The sequence below is a fragment of the Hoylesella loescheii DSM 19665 = JCM 12249 = ATCC 15930 genome (assembly GCF_000378085.1).
Lineage (GTDB): Bacteria > Bacteroidota > Bacteroidia > Bacteroidales > Bacteroidaceae > Prevotella > Prevotella loescheii.
In genome coordinates this window covers 160,446-185,766 of sequence record NZ_KB899211.1, presented here as the reverse complement: position 1 = coordinate 185,766, position 25,321 = coordinate 160,446, and the positions used below count along the sequence as shown (strand labels likewise).

General features: G+C 47.7%; 22 protein-coding genes and 2 pseudogenes. 11 read left to right on the top strand and 13 right to left on the bottom strand.

What is annotated here, in order from left to right; all coding sequences use genetic code 11:
- Positions 1 to 33: 33 nt before the first annotated feature.
- Both F453_RS0103060 and F453_RS0103055 read left to right on the top strand, forming a co-directional pair.
- On the top strand, positions 34 to 624 hold the full coding sequence (locus F453_RS0103060; RefSeq protein WP_018966682.1) for a sugar O-acetyltransferase: 591 nt from the start codon (positions 34 to 36) through the stop codon (positions 622 to 624).
- A gap of 10 nt (positions 625 to 634) precedes the next feature.
- On the top strand, positions 635 to 1,501 hold the full coding sequence (locus tag F453_RS0103055) for a phosphodiester glycosidase family protein (RefSeq protein WP_026292429.1): 867 nt from the start codon (positions 635 to 637) through the stop codon (positions 1,499 to 1,501).
- 94 nt (positions 1,502 to 1,595) lie between these two features.
- Here F453_RS0103055 and F453_RS0103050 read toward each other — a convergent pair whose 3' ends face one another.
- The 3 genes from F453_RS0103050 to ung form a co-directional block, all read right to left on the bottom strand.
- The gene (locus F453_RS0103050) at positions 1,596 to 2,615 is read right to left on the bottom strand and encodes a YeiH family protein (protein WP_018966680.1); all 1,020 of its coding nucleotides are present in this window, start codon (positions 2,613 to 2,615) and stop codon (positions 1,596 to 1,598) included.
- Between the two features lie 235 nt (positions 2,616 to 2,850).
- On the bottom strand, positions 2,851 to 3,465 hold the full coding sequence (locus tag F453_RS0103045) for a DUF3109 family protein (RefSeq protein WP_018966679.1): 615 nt from the start codon (positions 3,463 to 3,465) through the stop codon (positions 2,851 to 2,853).
- A 3-nt stretch (positions 3,466 to 3,468) separates the two neighbouring features.
- Positions 3,469 to 4,134, bottom strand: a complete 666-nt coding sequence (gene ung / locus F453_RS0103040) for a uracil-DNA glycosylase (protein WP_018966678.1) — start codon at positions 4,132 to 4,134, stop codon at positions 3,469 to 3,471.
- A gap of 214 nt (positions 4,135 to 4,348) precedes the next feature.
- On the opposite strand from ung, the gene F453_RS0103035 reads away from it, so the two are divergent.
- A complete protein-coding gene (locus F453_RS0103035; protein ID WP_234398370.1) occupies positions 4,349 to 4,834 on the top strand; it encodes a hypothetical protein in 486 nt (161 codons plus the stop codon).
- A gap of 275 nt (positions 4,835 to 5,109) precedes the next feature.
- Here F453_RS0103035 and dusB read toward each other — a convergent pair whose 3' ends face one another.
- Positions 5,110 to 6,111 carry a tRNA dihydrouridine synthase DusB gene (dusB, locus tag F453_RS0103030; RefSeq protein ID WP_018966676.1) on the bottom strand — a complete coding sequence of 334 codons (1,002 nt, stop codon included), beginning with the start codon at positions 6,109 to 6,111 and terminating at the stop codon, positions 5,110 to 5,112.
- Positions 6,112 to 6,276: 165 nt separating this feature from the next.
- Here dusB and F453_RS0103025 point away from each other — a divergent pair, with 165 nt between their 5' ends.
- From F453_RS0103025 to F453_RS0103000, 6 genes are all read left to right on the top strand, one after another.
- On the top strand, positions 6,277 to 7,569 hold the full coding sequence (locus F453_RS0103025) for a DUF2851 family protein (RefSeq protein ID WP_025789920.1): 1,293 nt from the start codon (positions 6,277 to 6,279) through the stop codon (positions 7,567 to 7,569).
- A gap of 223 nt (positions 7,570 to 7,792) precedes the next feature.
- Positions 7,793 to 8,209, top strand: coding sequence for an acyl-CoA thioesterase (locus tag F453_RS0103020; RefSeq protein WP_009237105.1), 417 nt, complete (start codon positions 7,793 to 7,795; stop codon positions 8,207 to 8,209).
- A 150-nt stretch (positions 8,210 to 8,359) separates the two neighbouring features.
- The gene (gene dprA / locus F453_RS0103015; RefSeq protein WP_009237104.1) at positions 8,360 to 9,487 is read left to right on the top strand and encodes a DNA-processing protein DprA; all 1,128 of its coding nucleotides are present in this window, start codon (positions 8,360 to 8,362) and stop codon (positions 9,485 to 9,487) included.
- A 172-nt stretch (positions 9,488 to 9,659) separates the two neighbouring features.
- Positions 9,660 to 10,415, top strand: coding sequence for a 4-hydroxy-tetrahydrodipicolinate reductase (gene dapB, locus F453_RS0103010; RefSeq protein ID WP_018966674.1), 756 nt, complete (start codon positions 9,660 to 9,662; stop codon positions 10,413 to 10,415).
- Positions 10,416 to 10,513: 98 nt separating this feature from the next.
- Complete coding sequence (gene lepB / locus F453_RS0103005) at positions 10,514 to 11,959, top strand: signal peptidase I (protein WP_018966673.1); 1,446 nt, start codon at positions 10,514 to 10,516, stop codon at positions 11,957 to 11,959.
- A 246-nt stretch (positions 11,960 to 12,205) separates the two neighbouring features.
- The gene (locus F453_RS0103000; protein ID WP_018966672.1) at positions 12,206 to 12,886 is read left to right on the top strand and encodes a WbqC family protein; all 681 of its coding nucleotides are present in this window, start codon (positions 12,206 to 12,208) and stop codon (positions 12,884 to 12,886) included.
- A gap of 65 nt (positions 12,887 to 12,951) precedes the next feature.
- Here the strand turns inward: F453_RS0103000 and F453_RS16490 are convergent.
- Positions 12,952 to 13,179: pseudogene (locus F453_RS16490) on the bottom strand (hypothetical protein).
- A gap of 78 nt (positions 13,180 to 13,257) precedes the next feature.
- Positions 13,258 to 13,395: pseudogene (locus F453_RS16525) on the bottom strand (IS982 family transposase); the annotation flags it as partial.
- A 236-nt stretch (positions 13,396 to 13,631) separates the two neighbouring features.
- Here F453_RS16525 and F453_RS0102990 point away from each other — a divergent pair.
- Together F453_RS0102990 and F453_RS0102985 are read left to right on the top strand one after the other, a co-directional pair.
- Positions 13,632 to 16,016 (top strand): TonB-dependent receptor, encoded by a 2,385-nt coding sequence (locus F453_RS0102990; RefSeq protein ID WP_025789919.1) that lies wholly within the window; start codon positions 13,632 to 13,634, stop codon positions 16,014 to 16,016.
- Positions 16,017 to 16,242: 226 nt separating this feature from the next.
- Positions 16,243 to 17,304, top strand: coding sequence for a winged helix DNA-binding domain-containing protein (locus F453_RS0102985; RefSeq protein ID WP_018966670.1), 1,062 nt, complete (start codon positions 16,243 to 16,245; stop codon positions 17,302 to 17,304).
- Here the strand turns inward: F453_RS0102985 and F453_RS0102980 are convergent.
- The 7 genes from F453_RS0102980 to ftsZ form a co-directional block, all read right to left on the bottom strand.
- Positions 17,285 to 18,982: a bifunctional alpha/beta hydrolase/class I SAM-dependent methyltransferase gene (locus tag F453_RS0102980; protein WP_018966669.1), complete on the bottom strand. Its 1,698-nt coding sequence runs from the start codon at positions 18,980 to 18,982 to the stop codon at positions 17,285 to 17,287. The genes F453_RS0102985 and F453_RS0102980 overlap by 20 nt on opposite strands.
- Positions 18,963 to 20,255 carry a phosphatase PAP2 family protein gene (locus tag F453_RS0102975; RefSeq protein ID WP_018966668.1) on the bottom strand — a complete coding sequence of 431 codons (1,293 nt, stop codon included), beginning with the start codon at positions 20,253 to 20,255 and terminating at the stop codon, positions 18,963 to 18,965. Before F453_RS0102975 ends, F453_RS0102980 begins: the two co-directional genes overlap by 20 nt.
- Complete coding sequence (locus tag F453_RS0102970) at positions 20,237 to 20,992, bottom strand: SDR family NAD(P)-dependent oxidoreductase (protein ID WP_018966667.1); 756 nt, start codon at positions 20,990 to 20,992, stop codon at positions 20,237 to 20,239. Before F453_RS0102970 ends, F453_RS0102975 begins: the two co-directional genes overlap by 19 nt.
- Positions 20,989 to 22,029: a patatin-like phospholipase family protein gene (locus F453_RS0102965; protein ID WP_018966666.1), complete on the bottom strand. Its 1,041-nt coding sequence runs from the start codon at positions 22,027 to 22,029 to the stop codon at positions 20,989 to 20,991. The genes F453_RS0102970 and F453_RS0102965 overlap by 4 nt, the downstream gene beginning before the upstream one ends.
- A gap of 27 nt (positions 22,030 to 22,056) precedes the next feature.
- On the bottom strand, positions 22,057 to 22,683 hold the full coding sequence (locus tag F453_RS0102960) for a CDP-alcohol phosphatidyltransferase family protein (protein ID WP_018966665.1): 627 nt from the start codon (positions 22,681 to 22,683) through the stop codon (positions 22,057 to 22,059).
- Between the two features lie 617 nt (positions 22,684 to 23,300).
- The gene (locus tag F453_RS0102955) at positions 23,301 to 23,753 is read right to left on the bottom strand and encodes a GatB/YqeY domain-containing protein (RefSeq protein ID WP_009237090.1); all 453 of its coding nucleotides are present in this window, start codon (positions 23,751 to 23,753) and stop codon (positions 23,301 to 23,303) included.
- 188 nt (positions 23,754 to 23,941) lie between these two features.
- Entirely contained in the window at positions 23,942 to 25,276 is a 1,335-nt protein-coding gene (ftsZ, locus tag F453_RS0102950; RefSeq protein ID WP_009237089.1) for a cell division protein FtsZ, read from the bottom strand.
- Positions 25,277 to 25,321: the final 45 nt, after the last annotated feature.

Sequence of the window (25,321 nt, the reverse complement as noted above, 5' to 3'; positions counted from 1 at the left end):
TACTTTTGCCCATGTCACAAGAATGAAAATGGCATGAAAACAGAGATGCAAAAGATGCGCGATGGCGAGCGTTATCGCTTTGACGACAAAGAGATGCAGGCTAGCTTTGCTCGCGCCAAACGACTGTGTGCAAAGCTCAACAACATGAGTAGCGCCGATGAAGGCTATCGCGAACTGATTGAAGAGCTTATTCCTGGTCTACCCGCAACGGCCGATATATGTCCGCCTTTTAACTGCGACCACGGACACGGCATACGCATGGGCGAACATTCGTTCATGAACTATGGCTGCGTAGTGCTAGATGCGGCCACGGTTACATTGGGACGACACGTCAAACTGGGGCCATGCTGCAAGCTGTTTACGCCTCAACATCCGCTAGATTACATCGAAAGGCGCGAGCCGCAAGAAACGGCGAGCCCCATAACCATTGGCGACGACACGTGGTTGGGTGGCAATGTAACGGTGTGTCCTGGCGTAACCATCGGCCGACGGTGTATAATTGCAGCAGGGTCGGTGGTTATTCGCGATATACCCGACGATTGTTTGGCAGCAGGAAACCCTGCTGTGTTGAAAAGAAAGCTCACCAATTCGCCAACTTCCACAACCTCATCTGCCAATGATTAACATCCTCGTTATGCGAAAAAAGTTTTTTCTTGGTCTGCTTCTCGGGCTATTTCTGCCCCTTTCCCTTATTGCCCAGACACGCGAAGACGTTGTTGCCATTTCCACGGCGATGTGGGAAACGAAAAAGATTAGCGAGAATATAGAAGTGCGGCAGATGCGTTGGCCCCTGTTATATGGCTGTGCCCAAACCGTTACTGTGGCCGAAATAACGCCCAAACGCAGTTTAGAATTCGACATTGCCATTGCCGATGGCGGTGCCACGGTGGGCGAAATGGCACAACGCACAAAGGCATTGGTGGGCATCAATGGGTCGTACTTCGGCATGCACAAGCGTTCGGCCATCACCTATCTACGTCAAGGGCGCACCGTTCTCGACACAACCACCACCGCCGAACTGGCTCTTCGCGTAACGGGAGCTATCCGCACGCACGGCCGAAAGCTGCGCATCATGCCATGGAACAAAGAAATCGAACGTCGTTATCATTGTCGCCACGGATCAACGCTGGCCTCTGGGCATCTACTTCTCTATCGTGGGCAAAGCATCTTGCTACGTAGCAGTAGCATGGGCTTTGTTGTTAAAAAGCATCCACGGTCTGCTATCGCCCTCACTTCACGCGGAACAGTGCTTTTTGTCACCGTAGACGGACGGCATCCGGGTTATGCTGGTGGCATGAACCTTATCGAGCTACGCCACTTTTTGCAACAATTGGGTTGCACCGATGCCATCAACCTAGACGGCGGAGGTTCTACAACGCTTTGGGCAAAAGGGTTTAGCACCAACGGCGTTGCCAACTATCCTTGCGACAATCGTAAGTTCGACCACGATGGGGAACGCAAAGTGGCCAATGCAGTGGTGGTGATGAAGAGGGGGAAGTGATGAGAATTTAATCACGCAAATGGGTAAAACTAACCCTATTGACCCTTGTCTTAAATGAGAAACAAGGAAAAGCTTTCCGAAATCCCCTACCCTTTTACAATGCCTTAGCGATAAGATAGCCACCGCCAAGCAACCAACAATAAAGCAGGGCAGCAAGGAGGAAGGGTTTGGGACCTGCCTTCTTGAACTTATCGATGCTGGTTTCGGCGCCTAAGGCGGTCATCGCCATGGTAAGAAGAAAGGTATCGAAGGTGTTGATAGCACCGTTTACAGGAGCGGGAAGAAGGTTGAGCGAATTGAAACCGATAACAACCAAGAACAACACGGCAAACCAAGGGATGGTTATTCCTTTGCGCTTGGTTTGCGTTTCGGCATCGCCCTGCTTGTTATGTGCCACAAACCAACTCACCACAAGCAACACGGGAACCAGCATCATCACCCTAATCATCTTCACAATGATGGCTACGTTAGACACATCTTTACCCATAGCGTTGCCCGCACCTACAACATGAGCCACCTCGTGCACCGTGCTACCCGTCATAATACCCATCGATTGGGGCGAAAGGTCTAACACGCCATTGCGATAAAGCACAGGATAAAGAAACATGGAGAGGGTTCCGAAGATAACGACGGTAGACACGGCCACCGCCGTTTTGTAGGGTTTGGCATTAATTGCACCCTCTGTTCCGAGCACGGCAGCCGCTCCACAGATGCCCGCGCCTACCGAAGTGAGGAGCGTTATGCTACGGTCGAGCTTCAAGATTCGGCCAATAAGCAATCCTCCACCAATGGTTACGCACACCACGATGGCATCTACCACGATGGCAGGAAGTCCTACTGCGGTTACGTCTTGTAGCGTTAGCCGGAAGCCATACAGCACAATACCCACCCTAAGCACCCTTTTGGCACAGAAAGTGATACCTGGAACCCATGTCGGAGGCAGGTTGTTGCGTAGGCTGTTGGCATAGAACATGCCCAAAACGATACCGATAATCATCGGACTAATTGAAAGACTCTTGGCCCAAGCCATGTCGCCGATATAGAAAGCGGCAAGCGAAAAGAGCACGATAAGTAAGATGCCATGCAGCATACTGCTGCGTTGTTCGTTTAGCATTGTGTGATATTATATTTAAAAAGCCTCACCCCCAACCCCTCTCCGAGGGAAGAGGGGAGTGATATGCCTTGTTAGTTGACAAGGATTGTCGTTCTCTCTGCGGCCAAGCATTTGGCTTAACTCCTTAACTCCATAACTCCTTAACTCCTTAACAAGTTGACAAGGATTGTCATTCACTCTGCAACCAAGCATTTGGCTTAACTCCTTAACTCCATATCTCCTTAATTCCTCAATCTTACTCCTTACTACCTTCTTCTCCTTCTACCTTTAAACTCTCGGCCACCTCGCATAGTTCGGCGTACCATTCACGTCCAAACCGCTCGGTTAGCGGACCTTCCAAAAAGCGATAGAGGGGTAGATTCAGTTCGCGCCCTTTCTTTACGGCAGGCTTACACACTTCCCAACGGTGATAGTTCAAGCCTACAAGGTCGTCATCGAAACGCTTTTCACGAATGGGATAAAGTGCACAGGATATGGGTTTGCGAAACGAACAGAGCCCTGCACGATGTGCTCGGTCGAACGTACAGAGGCAAAGTCCCTTGTCGTAACAAGTAAAAACACAGTCTTTCCCATTAACAATACTCGTCACGAGGTCGCCCTCGCGGTCGTTACAGGCCACGCCCTGTTTGTCGATAACAGCCTGTGCCTGTGTCGAGAGATCGTTCCAAACGATGTCGAGATTATCTTCCATGGCTGCAATTTCATCGAGCGTAACGGGTGCTCCAGCATCACCCTCGATGCAACAAGCACCCTTGCAGGCGTCGAGGTCGCAACAAAAGCATTCGGTGATGAGGTCGGAAGAGATAAGTATGTTGCCCACTTGCATAATGGGCGGTATGTTGTTGTTCATTGTTTACCAGTTGATGGGCGTTTGTCCGCGCGAAGAAAGGTAGGCGTTAGCCTGCGAAAAGTGATGGTTGCCAAACCATCCGCCACGGTTGGCCGATAGCGGTGAGGGGTGAACCGACTGCAATACGCAATGCTTACGAGCATCGATTAGCGCAGACTTCGAGCGTGCATAACCACCCCATAGAATGAAAACAAGTCCCTCGCGCCCTGCATTGAGCTTGGCAATAGCTGCATCGGTGAACGTTTCCCAGCCCTGTCGTTGGTGACTTGCTGCCTGATGGGCACGCACGGTGAGAGTAGCATTGAGCAAAAGCACGCCTTGTTCGGCCCAACGCGTTAGGTTTCCGCTTGTGGGAATGGGTTTACCGAGGTCGTTGTTTATCTCCTTAAAGATGTTTTGTAACGACGGCGGGAAAGGTACGCCATCGTTAACCGAGAAGCTTAGACCATGTGCTTGCCCATCGTCGTGATAGGGATCTTGTCCGATTATCACGACTTTCACCTTATCGAAAGGGCATAAGTTAAAGGCGTTGAACACCAATTGTGCAGGCGGGAAGCATCGATATTGCTTGTATTCGGCATGCACAAAGGCAGACAAAGCCTCGAAATAAGGCTTCTCGAACTCGTCGGCCAACTGCCTTTTCCACGAAGATTCTATCTCTACGTTCATGTTTACAGTTTGTATTATCAGTTTACAAGTTGACCTGTTAACAAGCAGATAAGGCGGTATGCTTACCTCATTGTTGACCTGTGCTTGCGAATAACGTTGTTTTTTGACATACAAAGGTATGAAAAAATGGGCATATTCGTTTGCTCGTTTAGGTAAACTATGCTATATTTGCAACATCATCGCAAATTATTTCAAACTTATATTACTCATGTTTATGAAAATATTAGCCTACGTGCTTTTCGCTTTCTCCACCCTGTTGGCCTCGTGTCACCGCGAGCCCATTGTGGTTAATGCGGATGAAATAGCAGCCACCAAGCAGTTGAATGAGAAATATCACGACCTGATTGTGGGACATTGGCATCATTTCAGTCAGACAGAATTAACGGAAGTTACTCAAGAATTCGTCTTTAAAACCGACGGTACTTATACCGGACACATATTATATAGGTCACGCCAACAAGTGATGGTTGGCGGTAAACCCGTACTAACCGACTGGACAAAGCGAATTGATGAAGATCTGGAAGGCCAATGGGGGCTGATGTATAGCAAAAGCCAAAGCCGAAATCTACTACACCTAAATAGCAAATCTCATTTCATCGGGGTGCGCGTTATAGAGTTTTTCGACGCCAACCAATCGAAACTAATCATCGAGTCGCCCCTTGTGATCGAGAGTGGACGTATTGAATTCACCCGCAAATAGAACGCAAACACGCTTGGAAGGTTACAAGCTGACGAGTAATCCTCAAAACAAACTGGTTTTAGAATTTCGTCAATCAACAAAGACTTTACCATCAACCTGCCAGTACAAAACAACTAGTACTGCGGCTACAAGCTATCGGTAGTGTGGCTACAAGCTATCGGTAGTGTGGCTACAAATTATCGGTAGTGTGGCTACAAAACATCGGTAGTGGCACTACCAGCCGTTAGTAGTGGCACTACAACTCGCTTGTAGCCGATAAGGGGGTTAACAGCGTCTCACCCAACAGTCTGCTCCAACCCTCTTAATCGTTCGCGACAGCCTTCCAAGATAGCAATCAATTCTTCTTGCTTATCAGCACGAAGCATGGCGATACGCGTTTGTTTGAAATCGGGAATGCCCTTAAATATAGGACTTGCCGCAAGATGACGGCGCGTGTGCAGTATGCCACGATACTCGTCTATACGCTCGATGTTAATGCGCAGTTGCTCTTCCAGCAAGTCAATCTTTCGGTCTAAGGTAAGCGATGGGTCTCGGGGCAAGCCTTCAAGATGGTCTTTCATCTCCTTAAACACCCATGGGCGTCCGAAAGTAGCACGTCCCACCATCACCGCATCAACGCCATAGCGGTCGAAAGCCTCTTTAGCTTGCTGCGGTGTGCAAATGTCGCCGTTGCCAATAATGGGGATATGGATACGCGGATTGGCCTTCACCTCACCGATATAACGCCAATCGGCCTCGCCCGTGTACATCTGCGAACGCGTTCGACCATGTATGGTAAGGGCAGCTATGCCACAATCTTGCAATTGTTCGGCGAGCGTGGGGATGATAATTTCTTCGCAATTCCATCCCAATCGCGTCTTCACCGTCACGGGCGTACGCACTGCACGCACCACCTCGCGCGTTATTTCCAACATCAGCGGCACATTTCTCAGCATGCCCGCACCTGCTCCTTTGCCTGCCACCTTTTTCACAGGACAGCCAAAGTTGATGTCTATCACGTCGGGATGGCTTTGTTCCACGATGCGTGCAGCCTCTACCATCGACTCCACATCGCGCCCATAGATCTGTATTCCCACAGGACGTTCCTCGTCGCTGATGGTTAGTTTGCTTACAGTAGACTTCACCGAGCGCACCAATGCTTCGGCACTAACGAACTCGGTATATACCATAGCCGCGCCAAAACGTTTGCAAAGAAGTCTGAAACCAATGTCGGTGACGTCTTCCATCGGAGCAAGGAAGAGCGGATGAGCATCAAACGATATGTTACCTATTTTCATAATTGCAAAGGTACGAAGACTTAACCAATAAACAAAAACATGCTCACGCAAGCTACTTGCAAGCATAGCTAAGTGCGAAAAATCGCATTTTCCTTGACTTTTAAGGCCATTTTTTCGTTTTTTCTTTATAGTTTTGCACTACATAACCCTTATATCGCAATGCCCATGGAACAACTGCTGCACTATGTTTGGAAGCATAAGCTCTTCGCAACTGCACCTCTGAGAACAACCGAAGGCGTAGATGTGGAGGTGATTGATACGGGATTGCACAACGATAACGCAGGTCCCGACTTCTTTAACGCCAAGGTTAAGCTTGGAGATACGCTCTGGGTGGGTAACGTCGAGATACATAACACGGCCTCGCAGTGGTTCGAACATGGACACCAAAACGATCCGCGGTATAACAATGTGGTGCTGCACGTGGTGGGGAAGGCAGACATGGAATGCCAAACGCAAGACGGTAAGCAACTGCCACAAATGGAATTGGCCGTACCTAGCGGTGTTTTGGCCCACTACAGTGAACTACTGGTGGCCGATAAGTTCCCGCCTTGCCACCATATCATCCCCCATTTGCAACGACTTACACTGCACAGTTGGCTCGCGGCCTTACAAACGGAGCGGTTGGAAAGCAAAACCGAGGCAGTGATACGGCGCGTTGAGCAAGCGGGAGGTTCGTGGGAAGACGCTTTCTTCATGACTTTGGCGCGCAATTTTGGGTTCGGTGTAAACGGCGATGCCTTCGAACGATGGGCCGCCAACATTCCGTTGCGATGCGTTGACCATCATCGCGACAACACCTTTCAGATAGAAGCGCTCTTTATGGGGCAAGCAGGACTGCTAAACGATGCGGCCATACCCACCCGACATAGAGAAGCGGCCATGGCCGAAAACTACTTTGGACAGCTGAAAAAGGAGTACACCTACCTTGCACACAAGTTTAACTTGCAGCCGCTAGACCCTAGTTTGTGGTTGTTTCTTCGACTCAGGCCGCAGAATTTCCCACATATCCGCCTGTCACAACTGGCCATGCTTCACCATTCGCGCCGTGCATCGCTGGCCAACATCGTGGCTTGCGAAAACTTGGCACTACTACGTAAGGCCTTAGCCACGCAGGTTTCAGCCTACTGGCAAACGCATTACGTGTTCGGCGGAGAAAGTAAAGGCAGCGACAAAGCACTCTCAACGGTCTCGCGCGACGTGCTTATCCTCAACACCGTTGTGCCCGTGCTCTTCGCCTATGGTCGTCATCGCCACAACGAAACTTTGTGCGACCGCGCCTTCCAACTGCTCGACGAGCTGAAAGCGGAGGATAACCACATCATCAGAATGTGGAAAGCATGCGGACTAGAAGTAAATAACGCCGGCGATACGCAGGCCCTTATACAACTAAAAAACGAGTATTGCGACCGCAAAAACTGCCTAAGATGCAGGATTGGGTATGAATATTTGAGGAGATAACTTGTTAAGGAGTTAAGGAGTTATGAAGTTAAGGAGTTAAGCCAAATGCTTTGTTGCAGAGTGGACGACAATCCTTGTCAACTTATCAGCTCAATAACTCATCAACTTATCAACTCAATAACTCATGAACATATCAACTCAATAACTCGTCAACTAATAACGCACATCACTCCCCTCTCCCCTTGAAGAGGGGCTTGAGTGAGGCTTTTAAAGATTTATATATATGTACACATTCACAACCGAGATGGAAGTTCGCGATTACGAATGCGACATCCAAGGCATTGTTAACAACGCCAACTACTTGCATTACACAGAACATACGCGCCACCTTTTCTTGAAACACGCAGGACTAAGCTTCGCAGGACTGCACGAGAAGGGTGTAGACGCGGTGGTGGCACGTATGAACCTACAATACAAAACACCGCTGCAATGCGACGATATCCTTGTTTCGAAACTCCGAATTACGCAAGAAGGCATCCGATACGTATTTCATCACGACATCTTCCGCAAACGCGACGATAAGCTTTCGTTCCGTGCCACGGCCGAACTTGTATGCCTCGTGAACGGTCGTCTCAGTCGGAGCGAAGACATCGACAAGGCTTTCGCGCCTTTCATAGAACAGCAATCGGGCGACAAATAATCCATATTCCCGTTAAGATAACGGTTGTATAAACGGCAGGAAATAGCGTCTTGCCAACCTGTTTACTCGTCAACCTGTTTACTTGGCTATGGCCTTGTTAACTCGTCTACTCGTTAACTTGTAAACTAAAAAAGAAACTTAGCCCTGTCCATGAATAACAACGAGACCCGAAACGCCATCGCCCTGACGCGCGTTAACTATTTCAACCTTGCCGGTTTGGCACAGCTATACCGACAATTGGGTTCGGCTACGGCCGTCATTGAGCACCGAAACGACCTGCGCGAGGTGCTGCCTGATGCCTCGCCACGCCTGCAAGAGGCCATGCGTAACATTGAAACGCACCTCAAAGTGGCCGATGCCGAGATGGAATACAACCTGCGCAACGGCATACGCGCACTTTCTTTGGCCGACGACGACTACCCGCAACGCCTCAAAAACTGCGACGATGCACCGCTAGTGTTGTTTTATAAGGGTACGGCCAACCTCAATCGGGCACGCGTTATCAACATTGTTGGCACGCGCCACTGTACGGCCTACGGGCAAGACCTTATCCGTCGTTTCGTTTCGGAACTGAAAAGTCTCTGTCCCGAAGTGCTTATCGTTAGCGGACTGGCATACGGCGTAGACATCAACGCACACCGACAAGCCTTGGCAAACAGGCTAGACACGGTGGGCGTGCTGGCTCATGGGCTGGACTATCTATACCCCACTCGTCACAAACAAACGGCCGACGAGATGCTTACACAGGGCGGACTGCTCACCGAATTTCTCACGAACACCAACGCCGACAAGCTAAACTTCGTGCGAAGAAACCGCATCGTGGCGGGCATTTCAGATGCTTGTGTGCTGGTTGAGAGTGCTGCGCATGGCGGAGGACTTATCACCACGTCCATCGCTCGCGACTACAACCGCGATGTTTTCGCCTTCCCTGGTCCTGTGGGCGCACCATACAGCGAGGGCTGCAACAACCTGATACGCGACCACAAGGCCCAACTCGTTTCCTCGGCAGCCGACTTTGTGCACGCGCTAGGTTGGGAAACCGACCTCAAACGCATGCAAGCCACACGCCAAGGCATAGAGCGACAACTCTTTCCACAACTCTCCAACGAAGAACAAGCCGTGGTTCAGGCCCTAGAAAAACAGAACGACCAAGCCATAAACCAACTGTCGCTCACGGCCAACATCCCCATTTCGCGACTCACCGTGTTGCTTTTCCAACTCGAAATGAAAGGTATCTTAAAGCTTTTGGCAGGCGGATGCTATCATCTTTATGGGTAAAAAAGGTGAAAGGGTGAAAAAATGAAAAGGTGAAAAGATGGCTATTACCCCTTTTTTCGCTACCTTTGTGCAGTAAATTAGGGGTTTACGCGCCATAGGCACTACCCCAACGCAGGTTCGAAGCTCACCGCCGAGAACACATAACATCATTATTGCAGAAAAAATACAACCCATGAACATCGCCATTATAGGCTACGGAAAGATGGGCCGCATGATTGAAGAGATTGCCAAACAGCGCGGCCACAACATCATTTGCATCATCGACAAAGACAACCAAGTCGACTTCGATAGCCCCGCCTTTGCCTCGGCAGACGTGGCTATCGAATTTACCACGCCCCAATCGGCCTTCGACAACTACCGCAAGGCCTTTGCCCACAACGTAAAAGTGGTGTCGGGCTCCACAGGATGGCTTGCCCAACACGGCGAAGAGGTGCGCCAAATGTGCCAAGAAGGGGGTCAAACGCTGTTTTGGGCCAGTAACTTCTCTATTGGCGTAGCCATCTTTCAAGCCCTCAACCGTCGCTTGGCCGAACTGATGAACCGCTTCCCACAATACGGCGTACACATGGAAGAGACCCATCACGTGCACAAACAAGACGCGCCATCGGGCACAGCCATCACCCTGGCCGAAGATATTGTGGCACAACTAGACCGCAAAGAAACGTGGGTAAAGGGCGAGCAGCACTTGGCTGACGGCTCAATCATACCCAGCGAACAAACGGCCGACAACCAATTGCCCATCGACAGCTTCCGCCGAGGCGAGGTTCCCGGTATCCATACCATCGTTTACGACAGCGAGGCCGACAGCATCAGCATCACCCACGATGCCCATTCGCGCCGCGGTTTTGCAGAAGGTGCAGTGCTGGCAGCCGAATATGCCGCCACACACAATGGTTTGCTAACGATGAGCGACCTTTTTAAGTTCTGAAAACGACATGCGCCTGTACCCCACACGGCACCGAAACCACTCGCGTTTCACCACGCCAACAAGGGCAAAAGGCACAAAACATATAACTAACACTTGCAATGATAAACAGGAAAAAGAAAGAATTCAACCCACGTAAGCAGTGGACTAAATTCATTATCGTAGCACTTCTCTACCTCGCATTCCTCTTCTGGGTGGAAAGTTGGTGGGGTTTGCTGGTGCTACCTTTCATCTACGACGTTTATATTTCGAAGAAAATAAAGTGGCAATGGTGGAAAGATTCAGAAGGGCCTACCCGCTTTATCATGGGCTGGGTAGATGCCATCGTCTTCGCCCTTGTGGCCGTTTACTTCATCAACCTTTTCTTCTTCCAAAACTTCGTCATCCCTTCAAGCTCGCTCGAAAAGAGCTTGCTCACGGGCGATTACCTCTTTGTAAGCAAGCTGAGCTATGGTCCGCGCATCCCACAAACGCCACTTACCATGCCATTAACCCAACACACCATGCCGTTATTTAACGTTAAGTCGTACATTGAGGTGCCTCATTGGGACTATCGACGTGTAAAAGGCTTGGGACACGTTAAGCTTAACGACATCGTAGTGTTTAACTACCCCTCGGGCGACAGTCTTGTGAACGAGGCACGCTGGGCAGCAGCCGACTATTACCAAATGGTTTACTCGTATGGCAAGCAACTATACGACCAAGCCAACCAGCCCGTTAACCTCGACAGCATGTCGCTTTTGCAACAACGCGCCTACTTCCAGCACATCTATGCGCTAGGGCGCGCTTACATCTTGCAAAACCCCAACGAGTATGGCGACCTTATTTCGCGTCCAACCGACCGTCGCGAGAACTACGTTAAGCGTTGTGTGGGCATGCCTGGGCAAACGCTTCAAATCAAAAACCGCATCGTTTACCTTGACGGCAAGCCCAACAAAGAGCCCGAAAACGTACAATACACCTATTATGTTAAGCTGAAAGGAATGCAGCCCGACGACTTACTTACAAGCCTAGGCATAACGCAAGAAGACCTGCAAAGCCTTAACACAAGCGGCGTTATGCCACTTACAGCAAAGGCTGCAAAGGCACTTGCCGCACGAAAAGACATCGTTGAGAGCGTGAAACTGAACACCGACGCACCCACAGGCGACCTCTATCCCCTCAATGCCAACACGAAATGGACGCGCGATAACTACGGACCGATATGGATTCCCAAGAAAGGGGCTACCATTAAGCTTAACTTAGCCAACCTGCCGATGTACGAACGTGCCATTCGCGTGTACGAAAACAACGAGGTTGACGTGCGCAACGGACAAATATACATCAACAACAAGCCCGCCAACAGCTACACCTTTAAGATGGACTACTATTGGATGATGGGCGACAACCGACACAATTCGGCCGACTCGCGCTATTGGGGCTTTGTACCCGAAGACCATGTGGTGGGCAAACCCATATTCATTTGGTGGTCACATGATGTAGACCATCCCGGATTTAAGGGCATCAGGTGGAGCCGCTTGTTCACTTGTGTGGATAAGATAAAGTAATGCCACGCTTGGCAACTTAGGCCCTTATAGGCCCAAAGACCACAGATTAAGACCGATGGGACAAATGCAACGCTGCGTTCTTGGCTTCGATTAAGCCAGCCATGTTGCATTTGTCCCACCTGCTTTTTTAGCGTTCATCAGTCTTATCCCATATATTAAGCCCGCCCGTGTTGGGCCATCTTTCGGCATCATCGTTATTATAGGCCTTGCCAGTCTTCTTTGTCCCATTCAATTTCACTCAAAATCATGCTTCCCCTCCTCTCTTCCGCCTATCTCGCCCCCGTGCAATGGTATTCCAAACTCTTCCGTAGCGACGGCTGCTGGATGGAGCAACACGACCATTTCATCAAGCAAACCTACCGCAACCGCTGCATCATAGCCACGGCCAACGGGCCACAAGCCCTAACCATCCCCATCGAACGGCCATCGGGCGAGCAGGCCTCGCGCATGGCTATGAAAGACATTCGCATAAGCGACCACGGCAATTGGCGGCACATACATTGGCAAGCCATCGTGTCGGCCTATAACGAAAGCCCCTTTTTTGAGTACTACGCCGACGACTTTCGCCCCTTTTTCGAGCGTCGTTTCGACTTTCTTTTCGACTTCAACCTCCAACTAACGCACACCATTTGCACCCTACTCGACTTTACACCCAACATCATTCTCACCCCCGCTTTTGTGCCAACGCAGGCGCAACTGGCATCGGGCGCAAGCCTTCCAGCTGCTTTTGTCGATGCCGACACTGGCTCTAACCCCACCTTTGAAGACTTCCGCGACACCATCGTGCCTAAAAATCCACCCCACGACCCCGCCTTTACTCCTCGTCCCTATTACCAAGTGTTCGCCCAACGCCATGGCTTCTTACCCAACCTAAGCGTCATCGACTTGCTATTTAACATGGGAAACGAGGCCCCGTTGTACCTTTAATGGCTGGCCCTTCGTAACGTTAGATACCTGCTTGGCACTATCTAGGCCGTTCATTCCACAGCCCATCACCGCCAACAACTCACCTTTCTAACCTCCAAACGCCATCTTTCATTCCCCTCTCGATAAGCGTTTGTAGCGAGCTTTTTCAGCTCTCGCTTTGGTACAGCTAAGTTGGACGCCTGCTCCAGCTAAGTTGGAACAGTGTTCCAATTCAACTGGAACAGCATTCCAGATAACATGGAACAGCCGTCCAAAATAGATATAACACGGCGGTTAATCTTATAATGCATTATCAGGACTTAGAAAGCGCATTTGCGGAACTATGAAAATGCGAACGGCGGAAGGGTTATGATTTCACTGTTGGACATTTAGGTTTTGCGGTTTCTCATGCGCTTATATCCCTCGTCTACGGGTACGGTATGGAGGTTTTTAGTTCATTCGGCATCTAAATTCTTACATAACTCATCCAATATACATAATACTTCAGTAACTTTGTCAGTGGTAATCATGGCTGCTTGTGTTTTGTAAGCTATTGGTTTTCAACTATAAAACACAAAACAATAGCGAGACTATTAACCTTTTAGCGAACTTTCTTATACCGAACTGGCGTAAATAGTATAATCTTGTTCTTTTTATTGTTGCGTTTGTTAGTAATTGTATTATCTTTGTGAAACAAGATTAGGTAATCCTTACGGACAGCTGGTAGGGTATCTATGACTACATCCATTTTTTTAATTAAGCAATAATGCGGATATACAGTCTATTATGTTTGACCTTCCTGCTCGTCTATAAAGGTTTTGCCCAAACAGGAATCATCCAAGGGCGCATCATCAATGACAAGAACAACGAACCACTAGAGTTCGCCACAGTACAAGTACAAGGGACTTCTCTTGGGGCAAAAACCTCTATAGAAGGAACGTTTACCATCACGGGCGTACAGCCTGGCTTCCACAAAATCATCGTCAGTATGGTAGGCTTCGAGACTAAAATCTCCGAGGAACTACAAGTACTGGGTAACCAAACGACTTTTATAGATATTATGGTTAGCGAAGCCTCTACAACGCTCAAAGAAGTTTTAGTTAGCCCCAATCTATTGCTTCGCCCTACCGAGAGTCCTGTCTCGTTACTCACTTTAGCAGCTCAGCAGATTGAGAAGAGTGCCGGGGCCAATCGCGATGTTTCCAAACTGGTGCAGATTCTGCCGGGAGTTGGTGCCACAGCTCCTAATCGAAACGACCTCATCATACGCGGTGGAGGTCCCACAGAGAATGTCTTTTACCTAGACGGCATAGAGATCCCGGTGATCAATCACTTTGCCACACAAGGGGCTTCGGGAGGTGTTGTCGGCATCATTAACCCCGACTTTGTGCGCGAGATCAATTTCTACACAGGAGCTTTCCCTGCTAACAGACCCAATACCCTTAGCTCTGTGATGGAGATCAAGCAAAAAGATGGTAGCAGAGACAGACTGCATACAAAGGTTGCGGTAGGAGCATCGGATGCAGGGATTACCTTAGACGGCCCTTTGGGCAAGGATGCATCGTTCATCGTATCTTTTCGTCAATCTTATTTGCAGTGGTTATTTAAGGCAATTGGCTTGCCTTTTTTGCCTACCTACAACGACTTTCAAATGAAATACAAATGGCGCATCAACCCGCATCATGAGATTACGGTGATTGGTATTGGTGCCATTGACAACATGCGACTCAATAGAGCCCTCGAGCAGACTGGTACCGAGGCGCAGAAATACATACTAGGTTACCTGCCCGAGTACTCTCAGTGGAACTATACCTTCGGTCTGGCCTACAAGCACTACGGCAAACGCTTCGTCGATAGTTGGATTCTAAGCCGAAACATGATGCGTAACGGAGGTGTAAAGTATAAAGATAACGATAAGTCTGCATCCAAAATATCCGACTACCAATCGGATGAAGCCGAGATCAAACTACGCTACGAACGCAACTATACTACGCTGCCTATCAAACTGAACTTTGGAGCTGGCATCAAGTACAGCAACTATGTCAATGATGTCTATCGCTTACAGTTCACCTCGGGAAATGTTGTCCCCTTCCAATACCACAGTAGCATCGACCTGCTTTCTTATCAAGCATTCGTGCAAGCTTCGGATCAGTATCTCAACAATCGGTTCAAGGTTTCACTTGGAGTAAATTTAGTGGGCAACACTTTCACAGCTAGCATGAGTAATCCACTCAAGCAGTTGTCGCCTAGACTATCGCTATCGTATTCATTTTCGGAAGACTTCGACCTCAATGCCAACATTGGTCGCTATGCGATGCCTCCCTCCTACACAACGATGGGTTATCGCAATACCGAGGGTAACTATGTCAATCGCAACAATGGGCTTAAGTATATCACCTCCAATCAAGCTATTCTGGGCATGGAATATCATCCGGGTAACTTCCTACGTTTCTCTCTTGAGAGCTTCTATAAGCAGTATAGCAACTATCCTATTTCCCTTACCGACGGAATTAGTTTGGCCAGTAAGGGGGTAGACTATGGGCAAGTTGGCGATGAGGCCGTTATGTCTACGGGCGACGGTAGGGCCTATGGCGTGGAAGTAGTGGCTAAGCTTATGGGGTGGCGTGATATAGATCTGACTGCTTCGTACACGCTTTTTAGGAGTGAGTTTACAGACAAAAATGGCATCTATCGGCCCTCTTCTTGGGATACGAGGCATATCCTCAATCTCACAACAAGTTACAAGTTACCCAAAGGCTGGTACATCTCGGCTCGCTGGCGTTACATAGGAGGTGCTCCTTATTCGCCTATTGATGTAGAGCGTTCTACAAACAAGGCCGCTTGGTCTATTACCAATCAGGCCTATACCGACTACGAGCGATTCAATACACTACGTCTTGCTGATGCTCATCAGCTGGATGTGCGCTTGGATAAGGAGTTCTATTTCAAGCATTGGATGCTCAATCTATATCTCGATGTGCAGAATGCCTACATCAGCAACATGCCATCCAAACCGATATATACCAATCGTGATACTGAGGGGAATGTAATGGACGACCCCGCTTCACCGCAAACCAAACAGTTGCTTCGTACACTGGTGTACTATAGTGGAACAATTCTCCCCACGGTAGGAATTATGATTAAGTTCTAAACGAACCACTTACAGATAGCAGAAATGGCTGTATCAAGAGAGCATCTGATACAGCCATTTTTGTCTAACCCTAAGGTTTCACCATGAAGTTCTCTTGTAAAAACAACCCCAATGAACTTTACTAAAGACTACCTAACCAAGAAACCAAAGGGGCTAACACCATTTTGATACCGAGTTTACGCTTTTCTGATTATCTTTGCAAGAAGTAAACGTCCCCACAAAAGACATGAAAAAAATAAATATCCCAATGGTTCGGCTTCGCGCCCAACAGTTAATTAGCCCCGATTTTACCGAAGTAAAAGATGTTGTAGCCTGGATGGGTGCCATCCAAGCACAACAACCCCGAATGGCAAAGCTGGCACTAGGAATACGTACACGTGGCGCAACGATGCAGCAAATCAGGCAAGCCCTCGATCGTGGAGAGATTCTTCGCACCCACGTACTACGCCCTACATGGCATTATGTAAGTCCAAAGGATATACGTTGGATGCTCAAATTGTCGTGTAAAAGACTGAAATCTGCCTACGCATCGTCGATGAAAGGACACGGACTGCACATCACCGAGCAGATGTACGATACCGTTAACCAGCATATCTATGATATGTTGAGTGGTGGAAAGAGTCTTACCAAACAGCAAATTACAGAACGAATGGCTGAGAAAGGCTTACCTTCGGACACTGTTTTTATGAACCGTTTTTTGGAGAATGCCGAATGCGAGGCACTGATTTGCAGCGGTCCTGAAGTGGAAAACACACATACCTACATGCTCTTAGACGAGCGAGTAGCCCCTATGCCCTTACCCACAAAAGACGAGGCATTGAGCATATTGGCACGCAATTACTTTAGAAGTCATGCACCCGCAACGTTAGACGACTTCTGTTGGTGGTCGGGATTGTCAGTGAAAGAGGCACGATTGGGCGTTGATATTATTGAGAAAGAGCTTCAAAAGGTCGTTTCTAACGATAAAACTTACCTGTTACACGAATCTTGTTCAATCGATATCAAAGAGAAAGAAAGCTTTATCTTTCTGCCTGCTTACGACGAATACATTATTGCTTACAAGTATCGCGGCGATATTTTGGAAGCTTCTCACAACAGCAAAGCATTTATTAACGGTGTTTTCTATCCCCTTATCCTACAAAATGGCAGGGCGACGGGTAATTGGAAAATGACTTTGACACGCCGAAACATCACCATCAACACGTCTTACTTTGATAATGACGCCCCAACAAATTTGTCTGCGGCTGAAGAAAAAGCCCGTTTGCAACTTATTTCGTTCCATAACTAACGGTAAAGATGCCGAAGTTATCGAGTTTCATGCCACATTTGGTTAAGCCATAAAAGGCGAAAAGACTGTCCAGTTCGCGTTGCGAACGACGTCGCATAATCCAATCACGCTCTTGATGACTGTTTAATACGTAAGCTATCATTTTCAACTGAGGGTGCCAAGGCTGACCGGTATAGACCAAAAAGCCACCCGGTTGCAGTGCGGATAAAGTGCCGGAGATGGCGTTACAAACAAGTTCGTTATCACCAAAAAGCTCGAATATACCGGAAATAATAACGATATTAGGCTCAAAATTCAGCTGTCGATATGAGTCTTTATTGAAACAATCAAGACGGGTAAACCGTATATTTTGAAGTCCTAGCTGTTGTATCTGTGCCTCGCCGAAAGCAATGTTTGCTTCCGAAAAGTCGTTTATAACCACTTCTATTTCAGGAAACTTGCGCTTGATGTCGAACAGATAATTACCCGTTCCACCGGCTATGTCGAGTATTTTCACGGGTTCATTGCGCTGTTTGAGCGTTTTAATACGTTCTTCTACGGTTGCGATGAGATTCTCTCGGCGTATTCTTACTCCTCTCCAACCAATGGCGGTAAGATAACCTCTGTCTATCCATCGCCCAATTGGTCCGCATCCCTGTGCTTGGTTGCGATAAACATAATCGAGAGACATACCCGAATCAAAACCATATTTTAGTCCTACACGCATTCCTTTACTAAGAAATCCCAAGTGATGGAGCATCCATTTCTGTATCCGAAAGCCCCAACGTTCAATTCGGGGAAGCATATTCAGGGCCATTTTGTTATACTCATCAACTGTAAATTTATCTGGCATACAGGTCGTTGGCGGCTGTTCGAGTGAGAAACAGCGGTTAATAAACTCAGCAATAGGATTGTAAACCTGTTCACGTTGCGTTTCAAACAATAGCCCGTGATAAAACCCTTTGAGCTTGATAAACCGCTTTTGGGTGGAGCTGATATCAACAAAAAACCGCTTTTGCATATCGTCTTTCACCACATAATCTTTACCGGCAGAGAGTAATAGCGTCGGTATGGTAATGGCAGCAGCATCTTCTACGATACGCTTTCCTGCTTTCAGCAAATCCAAAAGATAGTGCGCATCAATTTCTCGAGTAATTAGCGGGTCGGTGTCGTACGCCTTTTGTTGTTCTACATCATGTGTCAACACCTTCGACTTGACATAACTGGGCACCGTAAGATGTTTGAAAAGCCAGGCTGCCAAGGCAATTCCCGTCTTTGCAAAAGGCACATATAACTTAATGGTAAACGCAGGAGCAAGAAGCGCCATACCGGCAATACGGGGCGCAAAGTCGTGACACCACGCCGAAACAATTACGCCTGCAATGCTGTTAGCCACCACAAAGATGTCTCTCTCAACAATTCCATACTGTTCATGGAGGTATTTTACGAAAGCATCCAAGTCGCGTACATAGTCCATAAAATGGGGCGAAACGGGTTGCGAAGTATGCCCCAGTCCACGCATATCAAAGCCAAAGATGTTAAAATGAGCAAATTGCTCGTTCTCGGCAAAGGCTTGCAAACGTCCCGAATGTTCGTGCCCACGATGCAATATCACAATGGTTTTCTGTGAAGGGTTGTAATTCCACACCCTGTAAAAAATATCTGCGTCGTCAAAACTCTTAAATGTTCCTGTTTCCATTTTTATCTTCGGTTAAATTTTTACTTATCGTTAACAGCACCGCTTCACCTATTCGGTGGCTCCGAAAACGGCCCATTGCACAATGAATATATAGTTTTCGAGGCATTTCATCGGCCTTTATCTTCTCTAAAACTGAATTTACAATACGTTCCTGACAGGCTTTGGGGATAGTGGCAATATCCAAAAATGGAAAGCAATGATAATCTGCCGATGTGCGAAAGTAGGCGTTTTCGGGTAATTCGGCTGAAAGGTCGAACACCGAAACCTCTCCCAACAGGGCGAATTTCCGCGCAGAACGGCATGAAAGCAAGCCTCCAACGAAGATGTTGGGTGCAATTTCTACAGGTGCCTGACGAGAAAACAGCCACAATAGGCGATACACTGCGATATAGGGAAAATAGAAAATATAACGCAAAAAACCGATGCAACCGTGGTCGTCTTTAAGAAAATGCCGATTAGAGCGATAATAAGCACGGCCCAATAAGAGTAAGACGAGTATGCACCACAATAAAAAAATACTTCCAAAAACCGTATGTTCGATGGCAAACAACAACGCCGTCAGCCCCACAGCGGCAACAAAAAAATAAATCTTTGCTATTTGTTGGTTGCGCTTTTTACGGTAAGGAAACATCCATAACGTCAGAAAACCTGCCATCAAACCGGTAGTAATGTCGATGAAATGGTGCTGATATACCAAAAGGGTAGACAGCATTAACAACACCAACCACATTCTCAGAAAGTTTCTGAACCTGCTATTTCGCACCCCACTCCAAAAAATACAGGCATAACCTATATGTAAAGACGGAGCCTGATTAAAAGGAGTATCGTACGTATTGATGAAAGAAAATAAAATATGGGCTGTTTCCGGACGTACAAAACTTTGTTTTAACGGAAGGAGAATAAAACAAATTCCCGATAAAATGGTTATAAAAACGATGCGTTTACTTAATGTCGACAGTTGACGAAAGGTATTGCAAAGGAAGAAAACCCATATAAAAAACACCATACTACTGCTATAAAAATAGATGGTGAAAGGTACAAACGGTATGGCTTTTTCAAACGAAAAGCAAAGCGAAGACACCTCTTTAAGCGATGCCGCATAGCTTGCAGCAAAAGTATAAACAGCATAGAACACACCCCAACAAATAACAAGGGCGATGTATTTGCTTGCTTGCAAACATTTGTTATCTATACTGCAACGCTGCATCAAACCGTTTGGCAAGGGCTGTTTACTCGCCCATACCGTTTTGTCGTTTATTTGGGAATGCTCCATAATGTCTTTCGGTGCATAAAAGCCGATAACAAACAAGTGGGTAAAAGCGAAAGAAAAGCGATGGAAAGGCGCATTTTTGGCGGAAACACCACCTGTTCTTTGCGCTGCGCTATGGCCTTTGTCATTGTTTCAACAGCCCGATTTAAGGGCATGCAGAACGGACATTTGGAAAGGTCGTTACGATATATCTCCCTCAATCGCGGTGTGTCTATGTAGCCCGGAACAAGTGTTGTAACCGTTATTTGATAGTCGGCCAAACTTCGGCGATAAGCATCGGCTATCTGTATCAACGCTCTTTTGCACTTGGCATAGACGCTTGCGCACGGATAATGCAGCAATCCTGCCACCGAAGCAATCACGACCAAATGTCCGCCGGATGCTTTCATTGCTTCTCGTGCCACTTCCATCGCATTCAATGCACCCACGATATTAACCTTCAACATTTGTGAAGTCTGCTCAAAATCCACTTCTTCAGTAACGCCGTTACGGTAATGTCCGGCAGCAACAATCATCATGTCCAACCCCTTATCGGCACAAAATGCATCTACGGCAGCGGTTAATGCGTCCTTATCACACACATCGAGCTGGTAGGCAAGCAACAGTTTGTTAACCTCATCACTCCTGTCTATTCGTGCCGTATTTCGTCCGCACACCCCTACCCGATGACCTTCGGCAGCATAAAACCGCGCCAAGGCCAAGCCGATACCCGATGTTCCGCCGGTAATAAAGATGTTCATACCTGTTTGTTTTTAAAATGTTGGGCAACCCGATCGTATCCGTATTGCCATTGAAAGTCCATATCTTCTACAAACTGGGCATAGGTTTTGGGCAGTTTCAGTTCTACCTGGAGCTTCAGAAGATTGATGTTTTTCTCGATGTAATGGCCCGAAAGTGCTTGGTTCATGTCAGCCGTGTCTACCCAATAGCTCACCGAATGCGTCATCACTTCTTGCAATCGGCGGTTTCCACTAAATCCAAATACGGCTCTAACAAGTGCCTCGTCGATGGTGCCAAAGCCCTTTTTCTTCTCAAAGAAAATAGTTTCGCCAAGTTGTTCGGCCAGTTCTATGGGCATCAAATCAATAATTCCGCCCGCAAAATAGGCACCGTTGTAATGTACGGGCTGAACGTAGAACATATCCGAGACAGATATTCGGGTGGCAATGGGTAAGGGAACATCTTGAAGCAGCTCAACTTGCGAGTCGATGGCACTACCCTCATAGCTTTTAAAATTGCAGTTAACAGCCGACAAATCGATGTTTCTAGCTGTCTCGGCATCGGTAAAAAGCACCTTCCGATAAAGCTTTCTTCCGTTTCTTTCTTTACCGATGTCGGCCCTATCAAACAACAATCGGGCACCGACAACGATAGTGGGAAGGATTGGCCGAACAGCCAACGAGGGCAAAAGCGGGCGTATGTCGGTGGGCATATCTACGATAAATTTATCGAAAATATTTTCGATATAAGGTGCATAGAATGTGTTTCGCACTTTGCGCTGACAATAGAGACCTATCTTATACAGCATTTTGAAACGTGTCATTCGGGTGTTTTGCACAAAGCGATACAGTTCTTCCGACTGTATAAAGGCCTTTCGCTGCTCGTCGGTAGCAAACGAGTTGATGATATTGGCAGCGATACTGCCACCGCAAGAGGCAATCAGCAGGTCGGGTTCTACACCATAATGTTGCATCGCCGCATACATTCCGAGATACAAAGCATAACGTGTACCACCGCCTGAAAAAACTGCAACCGTGGGATAAGGTTTCATCTTCATACTCCACTGCTTATCAAAACCATCGGTTTACACAGGTGTTTGCGATCTTCCGGTTACATCTAACGTCTTCTTTATCCTAATCCACGTGCTGACTAAAAGCAACAAATCGATAGCCCCAAAGATGTAAACGGAACATCCTGAAAGGTTTATACCAAACAAACAGACCACTCCGTAGAGGCCGAGAACGAAAGCACGGTCGCTCTTTCCCATCGGACCATCATACCGTCGCTCTGCCGACAGCACCTTTCCCATCACTCCTGCGTATTCATTAATAATGCTGAGAGCAATGAAAGCCACAATAAAATAAAGACTTTCGGGATGATACTTCAGCAGTGGAAAATAAATAATGGTGTCTGAAACGACATCACCCAGTTCGTTTAACAGCTCTCCTTTCCGGGTGATTTGATTGTAACGACGAGCCATCATTCCGTCTAATGCATTCAGGGCCATACGTATCAGCAGTCCCACAGGCAGGCAGAGGTAGAGCCATGGCCCCACATCGCCCGCAAACCAAAACAAAATGCCGATGACAAGTGAGAGGATACAAGCCCACAAGGTGATTTGGTTGGCGGTAACGTTTGCACGATGCAACAACTCTAAAATAGGTGTTAAGACCCGTTGAAACTGCGGTTTGATGGAATAGACAGATATCATAAATACTTTGTTTTACATGAATATAAGTTTATACAGTTAGAGTTTTTAATGCGAAAGCGTTTTCCTCAGGGTGCGATTAGTTTTAGTTCGGAGCGTCACTGCATCTCAACCAGAAGCTGTATTATAGCGGTAAAGGTAAAAATACTTTTTTAGATGAGCAATAAATGCGGTAAAAACTTGTCACGCCGTTGCTAAATACTGCGCAAATTCGGGATAAGAAATAATACCCATAGCCCATATTGATTTGTTTCCTAATGCGCTTTTAACCTTTTTCAGGCTATCTGCTGACAGCTACATCCCCTCCTAACCTCCCCTTTACTAAGGGCAGGAATGTGTTGAGTTTCTCCTTTACAATTATTGAGTGCTCTCTTAATATAAGCTTTCGAGTGGTTATGCAGCACACTTCTCCCCTTAAAAAGGGGAGAAAGAGAGGATTGCTTATACCGAACTGACGTGTGAATTTATGCCCCCATAGGCGCACTGGCGAGTAAGCCTGTTAATGGGTACGGTTGAAAAAATAAAAGGTTCGCTAGAAGATAGATGGCGAATCAGCACCTTTCTATCTTTTCTACCTTTTCAATTTTTCACCTTTATGTGAGCCTAAACGCAAAACGCTGCTAGGCCAACAGTCGTTTAACGATGGCCGAGATGGTGCCACCATCGGCCAAGCCAGCCATTTGTTTGCTGGCCATACCCATCACACGGCCCATATCTTTCATTGTTGTGGCACCCGTTTGGGCAATGATTTCCTTCACCTTCACTTCTACTTCGGCCTCGGAAAGGGCTTTGGGGAGATACTCCTCGATAACCTTCACTTGTGCCAATTCAGCATCGGCAAGGTCTTGACGAGCCTGTTGGGTGAACGTGGCAGCAGCTTCTTTGCCTTGCTTGGCCAACTTTTGCAGTATTTTCAGTGCATCGGCATCTTCAAGGATGTCGTTGGCGCCAGGAGCAGTCTTGGCCTCTAAAAACACTTTCTTGATGTTGCGGAGCGTGTCGAGGCGCACTTTATCGCGCGCTTTCATTGCTTCCGTGATGTCGTTGCTTATTTGTTCGAATAATTGAGCCATAATATTTATTGGGTTTTATTGGTGAGACGGATGGGATAATGTGACTTGTGGGACTAGCACAACCTAGAAGACGGATAAGACGGACGGGAAAAACGTAACCGATGGGACCTGTCCAAGTTGTCTTACTTGACCCCTCTTTCTAGCTAACCGTTAACAGGCCAACTTGCCTGTTTATCCTAACCACCTGCCTATGCGAAGCTGATAGTACCTTGCGTAGTGGTAGGCGGTTCTACCTCGTCTTGTTCCTTTTTCTGCACGATAGTGCCAAATCGTCGTATCTCTTCAAGCTTTTGCTGCGAACGAGCATAAGTGGGCGATTCGTCTACGGCAATAATAACGTCTTCGTTATCGAGATCTTCGGGACGGAAGAAGTAGATGTTGGTATGCTTCTTAATACGTCCTCCTGGCGAATTAGCCCCATAATACGAACCGATACGCCTACCGCGTTCGATCTCGTTCTGTGCATCTTTGGCAGCCTTCTCAATGTCTTCGATAGACTTACGCACGGTGCGTTCGGGCGTTGTGGTGATGTTCTCCACGCCAAAGCCTGTTGCAAGTACCGTAACCTTTACCTTATCGCCAAGATTCTCGTCGAAGGTTACTCCCCATTTGAAGACGAAGTCGGGGCCAAACTTAGCCATAAACTCATCTACATAGTTAATTTCCTCCATCATGAGGTTAGAACCCTGGTTGTTTTTGTTGCTAAACGAGATGTTGAGCAATAGCTTTTTAGAGTGGAATACATCGTTATCGTTGAGCAACGGCGAGTTAAGCGCATCGTGAATGGCCTGTTGCAATCGGCTTTCGCCTTCGCCATAGCCCGAGCTCATGATAGCCACGCCACCATCTTCGAGCACCATCTTCACGTCGTTGAAGTCGAGATTCATAAAGCCATGATAGGTTATTATCTCGGCAATGCTCTTGGCTGCAACGCTCAATGTATCGTCGGCACGCCTAAAAGCTTCGATTAAGGACAGCTCGGGGTAAACCTGTCGCAGGCGTTCGTTGTTGATAACGAGCAAAGCATCAACGTGTTTGGCCATCTCTTCGACACCATCCAACGCCTGGTCTATCTTACGCAGGCCTTCGAAACGGAAAGGAATGGTGACGATACCAACGGTGAGGATTCCCATTTCTTTTGATATGCGGGCAATAACGGGTGCAGCTCCCGTACCTGTTCCACCACCCATTCCAGCGGTGATAAACGCCATCTTGGTGCCGTCGTTGAACATCGCCTTGATGTCGTCGATGCTTTCTTCGGCGGCAGCCTTAGCTTTAAGGGGACGGTTTCCCGCTCCTAATCCCTCCTTGCCCAATTGCAAATGCACGGGCACGGGAGAATCGTCTAACGCCTGTTTATCAGTGTTGCACAACACGAAGGACACTTTGTGGATGCCTTCTTTGAACATGTGGTTGACGGCATTACCACCACCGCCACCTACACCAACAACTTTGATGATGCTCTTATCGTTGTCTACTTCGCCGAAGTCTACGATTCCTTTGTTTATATTCTTATCCGACATAACGTTGTATGTATTTTAAAAAGCCTCACCCACAATCCCTCTCCA

Coding starts and splice junctions, on each gene's coding strand:
- F453_RS0103060 (WP_018966682.1), top strand. CDS start 34: ATGAAAACAGAGATGCAAAAGATGCGCGATGGCGAGCGTTATCGCTTT.
- F453_RS0103055 (WP_026292429.1), top strand. CDS start 635: ATGCGAAAAAAGTTTTTTCTTGGTCTGCTTCTCGGGCTATTTCTGCCC.
- F453_RS0103050 (WP_018966680.1), bottom strand. CDS start 2,615: ATGCTAAACGAACAACGCAGCAGTATGCTGCATGGCATCTTACTTATC.
- F453_RS0103045 (WP_018966679.1), bottom strand. CDS start 3,465: ATGAACAACAACATACCGCCCATTATGCAAGTGGGCAACATACTTATC.
- ung (WP_018966678.1), bottom strand. CDS start 4,134: ATGAACGTAGAGATAGAATCTTCGTGGAAAAGGCAGTTGGCCGACGAG.
- F453_RS0103035 (WP_234398370.1), top strand. CDS start 4,349: ATGAAAATATTAGCCTACGTGCTTTTCGCTTTCTCCACCCTGTTGGCC.
- dusB (WP_018966676.1), bottom strand. CDS start 6,111: ATGAAAATAGGTAACATATCGTTTGATGCTCATCCGCTCTTCCTTGCT.
- F453_RS0103025 (WP_025789920.1), top strand. CDS start 6,277: ATGGAACAACTGCTGCACTATGTTTGGAAGCATAAGCTCTTCGCAACT.
- F453_RS0103020 (WP_009237105.1), top strand. CDS start 7,793: ATGTACACATTCACAACCGAGATGGAAGTTCGCGATTACGAATGCGAC.
- dprA (WP_009237104.1), top strand. CDS start 8,360: ATGAATAACAACGAGACCCGAAACGCCATCGCCCTGACGCGCGTTAAC.
- dapB (WP_018966674.1), top strand. CDS start 9,660: ATGAACATCGCCATTATAGGCTACGGAAAGATGGGCCGCATGATTGAA.
- lepB (WP_018966673.1), top strand. CDS start 10,514: ATGATAAACAGGAAAAAGAAAGAATTCAACCCACGTAAGCAGTGGACT.
- F453_RS0103000 (WP_018966672.1), top strand. CDS start 12,206: ATGCTTCCCCTCCTCTCTTCCGCCTATCTCGCCCCCGTGCAATGGTAT.
- F453_RS0102990 (WP_025789919.1), top strand. CDS start 13,632: ATGCGGATATACAGTCTATTATGTTTGACCTTCCTGCTCGTCTATAAA.
- F453_RS0102985 (WP_018966670.1), top strand. CDS start 16,243: ATGAAAAAAATAAATATCCCAATGGTTCGGCTTCGCGCCCAACAGTTA.
- F453_RS0102980 (WP_018966669.1), bottom strand. CDS start 18,982: ATGGAAACAGGAACATTTAAGAGTTTTGACGACGCAGATATTTTTTAC.
- F453_RS0102975 (WP_018966668.1), bottom strand. CDS start 20,255: ATGGAGCATTCCCAAATAAACGACAAAACGGTATGGGCGAGTAAACAG.
- F453_RS0102970 (WP_018966667.1), bottom strand. CDS start 20,992: ATGAACATCTTTATTACCGGCGGAACATCGGGTATCGGCTTGGCCTTG.
- F453_RS0102965 (WP_018966666.1), bottom strand. CDS start 22,029: ATGAAGATGAAACCTTATCCCACGGTTGCAGTTTTTTCAGGCGGTGGT.
- F453_RS0102960 (WP_018966665.1), bottom strand. CDS start 22,683: ATGATATCTGTCTATTCCATCAAACCGCAGTTTCAACGGGTCTTAACA.
- F453_RS0102955 (WP_009237090.1), bottom strand. CDS start 23,753: ATGGCTCAATTATTCGAACAAATAAGCAACGACATCACGGAAGCAATG.
- ftsZ (WP_009237089.1), bottom strand. CDS start 25,276: ATGTCGGATAAGAATATAAACAAAGGAATCGTAGACTTCGGCGAAGTA.